This is a genomic window from Kitasatospora sp. NPDC057512 (assembly GCF_042802135.1).
In the GTDB taxonomy this organism is placed as follows: domain Bacteria; phylum Actinomycetota; class Actinomycetes; order Streptomycetales; family Streptomycetaceae; genus Kitasatospora.
In genome coordinates this window covers 1-7,119 of the sequence record NZ_JBHVET010000451.1, presented here as the reverse complement: position 1 = coordinate 7,119, position 7,119 = coordinate 1, and the positions used below count along the sequence as shown (strand labels likewise).

Sequence of the window (7,119 nt, the reverse complement as noted above, 5' to 3'; positions counted from 1 at the left end):
GGTCGGCACCGTACGCCGACCGGGCCCTCGCCCCTACATCACGTCAGCTCCCGCAAGGTCAGAGCTGCCCACCGACGAGGGTGACCAGGTCGACCACGCGGTTCGAGTAGCCCCACTCGTTGTCGTACCAGCCGAGCACCTTGACCTGGTTGCCCTGGACCATGGTGAGCTGGCTGTCGAAGATGCAGGAAGCCGGGTCGTTGACGATGTCCGAGGAGACGATCGGGTCCTCGGTGTAGGCCAGGATGCCCTTGAGCGGGCCCTCCTGGGCGGCCTTCTGGAAGGCCGCGTTGACCTCGTCCTTGGTGACCTCGCGCTCGAGGGTCACGACCAGGTCGGTGATGGAGCCGGTCGGGACCGGGACGCGCAGCGAGGTGCCGTCCAGCTTGCCCTTCAGCTCCGGCAGGACCAGGGCGGTCGCCTTGGCGGCACCGGTCGAGGTCGGGATGATGTTCTGCGAGGCCGCACGAGCACGGCGCAGGTCCTTGTGCGGGAAGTCCAGGGTCACCTGGTCGTTGGTGAACGCGTGGACGGTGGTCATCAGACCCTTGACGATGCCGAAGCTCTCGTTCAGGACCTTCGCCATCGGCGCCACACAGTTGGTGGTGCAGGAGGCGTTGGAGATGACGTGGTGGTTGGCGGCGTCGTACTTCTCGTCGTTGACACCCAGGACGATGGTGACGTCCTCGTCGGTGGCGGGCGCCGAGATGATGACCTTCTTCGCGCCGGCGGCGAGGTGCTTCTTCGCGGCCTCGGCCTTGGTGAAGATGCCGGTGGACTCGACGACGATGTCGGCGCCCAGGGCGGCCCACGGGAGGTTCGCGGGGTCACGCTCGGCGGTCACCTTGAAGGTGTGGCCGTCGACGGTGATGCTGTCCTCGGTGTGCGAGACCTCGGCCTGGAGGGTGCCCAGGGTGGTGTCGTACTTGAGCAGGTGAGCCAGGGTCTTCGTGTCGGTGAGGTCGTTGACACCGACGATCTCGATGTCCGCGCCCTGAGCCTTGACCGCGCGGAAGAAGTTGCGGCCGATGCGGCCGAAGCCGTTGATGCCTACCCGGATCGTCACGAACCGATCTCCTCGTTAGGTACGCCGGGCGCGAGGCCCGGCGGGGGTGAGATTTGGGAAGTCCCCGACCGCCTACGACCCTACCCCTCCGGGGCCTGGGACGGCACATCGCGCCGCCTGGTGAGACCGGGCGTGGCGTGCCCCAAACCCCTTTTCAGGCCGTCCGGCCCCGGCCCGCCGGGCAGTTGGTCCCAGCTCAGTGGTCTCTACCAATCCGGGAGTGTCGCGGCTGTCCGGAAACGACCGCGGCCGGCGCCCGGGGGGTCCGGGCACCGGCCTTCGTGATCACGCGGCGTGACCGCGGGCGTCAGTTCATCGCCATCTCGTCGGTGAGGCTCGCCTCGGTGCTGGGCAGGCCCAGCTCGGAGGCGCGCTTGTCGGCCATCGCCAGCAGGCGGCGGATCCGGCCGGCCACCGCGTCCTTGGTCAGCGGCGGGTCGGCGAGCGCGCCCAGCTCCTCCAGCGAGGCCTGCTTGTGCTGCATCCGCAGCTGGCCCGCCGCGGCCAGGTGCTCGGGCACCTCGTCGCCGAGGATCTCCAGCGCGCGGGCCACCCGGGCGCCGGCCGCCACCGCGGCGCGGGCCGAGCGGCGCAGGTTGGCGTCGTCGAAGTTGGCCAGCCGGTTGGCGGTGGCGCGCACCTCGCGCCGCATCCGGCGCTCCTCCCAGGCGAGCACCGACTCGTGCGCGCCGAGCCGGGTCAGCAGGGCGCCGATCGCGTCGCCGTCGCGGATCACCACCCGGTCCACGCCGCGCACCTCGCGGGCCTTGGCCGGGATGCCGAGCCGGCGGGCGGCGCCGACCAGGGCGAGGGCGGCCTCGGAGCCGGGGCAGGTGATCTCCAGCGAGGAGGAGCGGCCCGGCTCGGTGAGCGAGCCGTGCGCCAGGAAGGCCCCGCGCCAGGCCGCCTCGGCGTCGCAGGTGGCCCCGGAGACGACCGCCGGGGGCAGGCCCCGGATCGGGCGGCCGCGGCCGTCCACGAGCCCGGTCTGGCGCGCGAGCAGCTCGCCGTCCTTGACGACCCGGACCACGAAGCGGCTGCCGCGGCGCAGCCCGCCGGGGGCCATCACCACCAGGTCCGAGGAGTGCCCGAAGATCTCCAGCAGGTCCTTGCGCAGCCGCCGTGCCGCCGCTCCGGTGTCGAGCTCCGCCTCGATCACGATGCGGCCGCTCACGATGTGCAGCCCGCCCGCGAACCGCAGGATCGCCGACACCTCCGCCTTGCGACAGCAGGCCCGGGTGACCGGGAGCCGGCTGATCTCGTCCTTCACCGCTGGAGTCATCGCCATGGCCCGATCCTTCCATGTGTCCGGAAAATCCGGTCGTACGCTGCCGCCAACAGCTCGGGGTCGTGTCGCGGCGTCCCGTCGGTGCGGGCCACCGAGCCGAGCACCAGAGCCGCGCCCATCCGTTCGGCGGCCTTCGCCAGGCCGTCCAGGTCGGCCTGGCCGAAGGCCCCGCCGGTGACGGCGCGCTCGTCCACCAGGATCGCATCCACGGCGAGGTTCGGAGCGTGGTCGGCGATGACCTCCAGGTGGCGCTGCGGGGTGAAGCCCTCGGTCTCCCCGGGCTGGGGGGCCAGGTTCAGGGTGAGCAGGCGGCGGGCGCGGGTCTCGGTGAGCGCCGCGGCCAGCTCGGGCACCAGCAGGTGCGGCAGCACGCTGGTGAACCAGGAGCCGGGGCCGAGCACCACCCAGTCCGCCTCCCGGACGGCGGTGACCGCCTCCGGGACGGCGGGCGGCTCGTCCGGCAGCAGCCGGATCGACTGCACGGTGCCCGGGGTCACCGCGACGTCGGCCTGGCCGCGGACGGCCGTGACCTCGCCGGGGTGCGCCGGGTCGTGGCCGCGGACGGTCGCCTCGATGTCCAGCGGCACCGCCGACATCGGCAGCACCCGGCCCTGCACGTTGAGCAGCCGGCCGACCCAGTCCAGCGCCGCCACCGGGTCGCCCAGCTTCTCCCAGAGCGCGACGATCAGCAGGTTGCCGACGGCGTGGCCGCCGAGCTCGCCGTTGCCGGTGAAGCGCTGCTGGATCACCTCGGACCAGGTGCGGCCCCAGTCGTCGTCCCCGCACAGCGCGGCCAGCGCCTTGCGCAGGTCGCCCGGGGGCAGCACGCCCAGCTCCTCGCGCAGCCGGCCGCTGGAGCCGCCGTCGTCGGCGACGGTGACCACGGCGGTGAGGTCGCTGGTGAGCCGGCGCAGCGCGGACAGCGAGGCCGACAGGCCCTGCCCGCCGCCGAGCGCGGTGATCCTCGGGGCCGGGTTGGCGCGGGCGGGACTGGAGCGCGGACGGCCCGGCGCCGTGGGCCGGGCCGGGCTGCCCGCCCGGTCACCGGTCCTGCTCTGCGGCTGCCGCCCGGGCACGTATCCCGCCACACTCACCTCGCGTTCCTCGGCCCGCCGACCGCTCCGCCGGCGGGCCCGGCAGGGAGGCGGCGGTTACTCCCGTCCCATGTCACGGTGGACGAGCACCGTCTCGACTCCGTCGGCGATGAGACGCTTGGTCAGACGCTCGGACATGGCGACGCTGCGGTGCTTGCCACCGGTGCAGCCTACGGCAAGCGTCATGTAGCGCTTCCCCTCGCGGCGGTATCCCTCGGTGATGATGCGCAGCAGCTGGGCGTAGCCGTCCAGGAACTCGTTGGCTCCGGGCTGCTGGAAGACGTAGCCGGCGACGTCCGCGTCGGTGCCGGTACGGGCCCGCAGTTCGGGCACCCAGTGCGGGTTGGGCAGGAAGCGGCAGTCCACCACGAGGTCGGCGTCGACCGGCAGGCCGTACTTGAAGCCGAAGGACATCACGGTGGCGCGCAGCTCGGGCTCGTCGTGGTCGGCGAACTGGGCGTCCAGCTTGGCACGCAGCTGGTGCACGTTGAGGTTGGAGGTGTCGATCACCAGGTCGGCCTCGCCGCGCAGGTCGCGCAGCAGGTCGCGCTCCAGGGCGATGCCGTCCACGATCCGGCCGTCGGCCTGCAGCGGGTGCGGGCGGCGGACGCTCTCGAAGCGGCGCACCAGCGCCTCGTCGGAGGAGTCCAGGAAGACGACCCGCAGCCGGACGCCGCGCTTCTCCAGCTCGTCCAGCGAGGTGAGCAGGTCGTCGAAGAACTGCCGGCCGCGGACGTCCACGACCACGCCGATCCGGGCGACGTTGCCCTGGGAACGGGCGCCCAGGTCGACCATGGTCGGGATCAGGGCCGGCGGCAGGTTGTCCACCACGAACCAGCCGAGGTCCTCCAGGCACTTGGCGGCGGTGGAGCGGCCGGCTCCGGACATACCGGAGATGATCACCAGCTCCGGCGCGTTCTCGGCCACGTCTGACACGGTCACTTCGGTTCCCCGCTCTCGGTCTTTCTGCTGGGGAGTACGCGTACGGCCCGGCCGCCCTTCCCCGGCCCGGGCAGGCGGGCGGGGCCGGGGCACACCGGCTGACGGGCGGCGTCGGCCGTCATGGCGTCTCCTGGGATGGTGCGGTCTGGGGTGCTGCGGCCACCGGCCCGGCGGCCTGCTCGGCCCCGTCCTCGATGATCTCGCCGGTCGCGGTGTTGACCGCGGGTGCGGCGGGTGTACGGGACGACAACGCCTCCGCAACAGTCTGCGCGGTGCGGCGTCCGATGCCGGGTACCTCGCAGAGCTCGTCCACGGTGGCGGCCCGGAGCTTCTTCAGCGAACCGAAGTGCTTGAGCAGCGCCCGGCGGCGAGTCTCGCCGAGGCCCGGGACGGAGTCCAGTTCCCCGGCGGTGAGTCGCTTGGAACGCTTGTTGCGCTGATAGCTGATCGCGAAGCGGTGCGCCTCGTCGCGGACCCGCTGGAGCAGGTAGAGGCCCTCGCTGGAGCGGGGCAGCACCACCGGGTCGTCCTCGCCGGGCAGCCAGACCTCCTCCAGGCGCTTGGCCAGGCCGCACAGCGCGACGTCGTCGATGCCGAGTTCGTCCAGGGCCCGCCTGGCGGCGGCGACCTGCGGCTGGCCGCCGTCGACGACCAGCAGCTGGGGCGGGTAGGCGAAGCGCTTGGGGCGGCCCTCCTCGTCCCGGGTGCCGCCGGCGGCGGTGTCGGGGTCGTCCTCCTCGGGGACGGCCCACTCGCCGGTCTGCTCGCGCTCCTGGAGGTAGCGGCGGAAGCGCCGGCTGATCACCTCGTGCATCGAGCGGACGTCGTCCTGGCCCTCGAAGCCCCTGATCTGGAAGCGCCGGTACTCGCTCTTGCGGGCCAGGCCGTCCTCGAAGACGACCATGGAGGCGACCACGTCCTCGCCCTGGAGGTGGGAGATGTCGTAGCACTCGATGCGCAGCGGGACGGAGTCCAGCTCCAGCGCGTCGGCGATCTCCTGGAGGGCACGGCTGCGGGTGGTGAGGTCGGAGGCGCGCTTGGTCTTGTGCAGTGCGAGCGCCTGCTGGGCGTTGCGCTGCACGGTGGCCATCAGGTCCTTCTTGTCGCCGCGCTGGGGGACGCGCAGGTCGACCTGGCTGCCGCGCAGGCCGCCGAGCCACTCGCGGACCGGCTCCGCGGGGTCCGGCAGGGCGGGGACGAGCACCTCGCGCGGGACGGACTCGCCGCCGCCGTAGAGCTGCTGGAGGGCGTGCTCGACCAGACCGGCGGTGTCGACGTCCTCGACCTTGTCGGTGACCCAGCCGCGCTGGCCGCGCACCCGGCCGCCGCGGACGTGGAAGATCTGCACGGCGGCTTCGAGTTCGTCCTCGGCCAGGGCCAGCAGGTCGGCGTCGGTGGCGTCGGCGAGCACGATGGCGTTCTTCTCCATCGCGCGCTTGAGGGCGCCGATGTCGTCCCGCAGCCGGGCCGCCTTCTCGTACTCCAGCTCGGCGGCGGCCTCCTGCATCTCGTCTTCCAGCCGGCGCAGGTAGTTGCCGGTGCGCCCGGCCATGAAGTCGCAGAAGTCCTCGGCCAGCGCGCGGTGTTCGTCCGCCGAGACCTTGCCGACGCAGGGCGCGGCGCACTTGCCGATGTAGCCGAGCAGGCAGGGCCGACCGACCTGGCGGGCGCGCTTGAAGACGCCGTTGGAGCAGGTGCGGACGGGGAAGACGCGCAGCAGCAGGTCGACCGTCTCGCGGATCGCCCAGGCGTGCCCGTACGGTCCGAAGTAGCGCACGCCCTTCTTGTGCGCCCCGCGCATCACCTGGACCCGCGGGTACTCCTCGTTCAGGGTGACGGCGAGTTCCGGATAGCTCTTGTCGTCGCGGTACTTGACGTTGAACCGCGGGTCGTACTCCTTGATCCAGGAGTACTCCAGCTGGAGCGCCTCGACCTCGGTGGCGACCACCGTCCACTCCACCGAGGCGGCGGTGGTGACCATGGTCGCGGTGCGCGGGTGCAGGCCGGCCAGGTCCTGGAAGTAGGACGACAGGCGCGGCCGCAGGCTCTTGGCCTTGCCGACGTAGATGACCCGGCCGTGGGCGTCGCGGAACTTGTAGACGCCGGGGGAGGTCGGGATCGCACCGGGCGCCGGGCGGTAGGTGCTCGGGTCAGCCATGGGTCCACCGTACCGAGTGGGGCCGGGGCCGCGGGGCGGAGATCGTCAGGGGGGACCGTGGCGGTCGGGAGGCGCTCAACTCGGTCAGCTCGGGGTCACCTTGAGGTTGCCGGCCTCGACCGTGACGGTGTAGGCGGGCAGCGGGGAGGAGGCCGGTCCGTCCTGCACGGCACCGTCGGTGACGGCGAACCGGCTGCCGTGGCAGGGGCACTGGATCTGGTTGTTCTTCACCTGGTCCACGAGGCAGCCGGCGTGGGTGCACCGGGCGTTGAACGCCTTGTACTGGCCCGCGGTGGGCTGGGTCACCACGATCTTCTGCTCGCGGAAGACCTTGCCGCCGCCCTCCGGCACGGCCGAGGCCGGGCCGAGGTCGACCGGGCCCTTGGGAGCACTGCCGCCGGAGGACGAGGAGCTGCACCCGGTGACCGCCACGGTGCCGCCGGCCGCCAGGACGGCCGCGGCCCCGCAGAGCACGGTGCGGCGGGAGGCGGTGGGGCTGGTCTCGGGGGCCTCGGACATCGGTGCGCTCCTACGGGTACGGCTCCTGCGGGGACCACGGAAGTCTATGCGG

General features: G+C 72.6%; 6 protein-coding genes. All 6 read right to left on the bottom strand.

Annotation, left to right across the window (positions count from 1 at the left end; genetic code table 11):
- Positions 1–58: 58 nt before the first annotated feature.
- The 6 genes from gap to ACFU6K_RS25840 all read right to left on the bottom strand — a co-directional run bounded on the left by gap (position 59) and on the right by ACFU6K_RS25840 (position 7,067).
- The gene (gene gap, locus ACFU6K_RS25865) at positions 59–1,066 is read right to left on the bottom strand and encodes a type I glyceraldehyde-3-phosphate dehydrogenase (protein ID WP_380666839.1); all 1,008 of its coding nucleotides are present in this window, start codon (positions 1,064–1,066) and stop codon (positions 59–61) included.
- A 307-nt stretch (positions 1,067–1,373) separates the two neighbouring features.
- Entirely contained in the window at positions 1,374–2,354 is a 981-nt protein-coding gene (gene whiA / locus ACFU6K_RS25860; protein WP_049649611.1) for a DNA-binding protein WhiA, read from the bottom strand.
- A complete protein-coding gene (yvcK, locus tag ACFU6K_RS25855; protein WP_380666841.1) occupies positions 2,345–3,442 on the bottom strand; it encodes a uridine diphosphate-N-acetylglucosamine-binding protein YvcK in 1,098 nt (365 codons plus the stop codon). Before yvcK ends, whiA begins: the two co-directional genes overlap by 10 nt.
- Before the next feature lie 63 nt (positions 3,443–3,505).
- Positions 3,506–4,390, bottom strand: coding sequence for an RNase adapter RapZ (rapZ, locus tag ACFU6K_RS25850; RefSeq protein WP_234348205.1), 885 nt, complete (start codon positions 4,388–4,390; stop codon positions 3,506–3,508).
- Positions 4,391–4,508: 118 nt separating this feature from the next.
- Entirely contained in the window at positions 4,509–6,548 is a 2,040-nt protein-coding gene (gene uvrC / locus ACFU6K_RS25845) for an excinuclease ABC subunit UvrC (RefSeq protein WP_380666837.1), read from the bottom strand.
- An 84-nt stretch (positions 6,549–6,632) separates the two neighbouring features.
- Positions 6,633–7,067, bottom strand: a complete 435-nt coding sequence (locus ACFU6K_RS25840; protein WP_049649608.1) for a Rieske (2Fe-2S) protein — start codon at positions 7,065–7,067, stop codon at positions 6,633–6,635.
- Between the last annotated feature and the right edge of the window lie 52 nt (positions 7,068–7,119).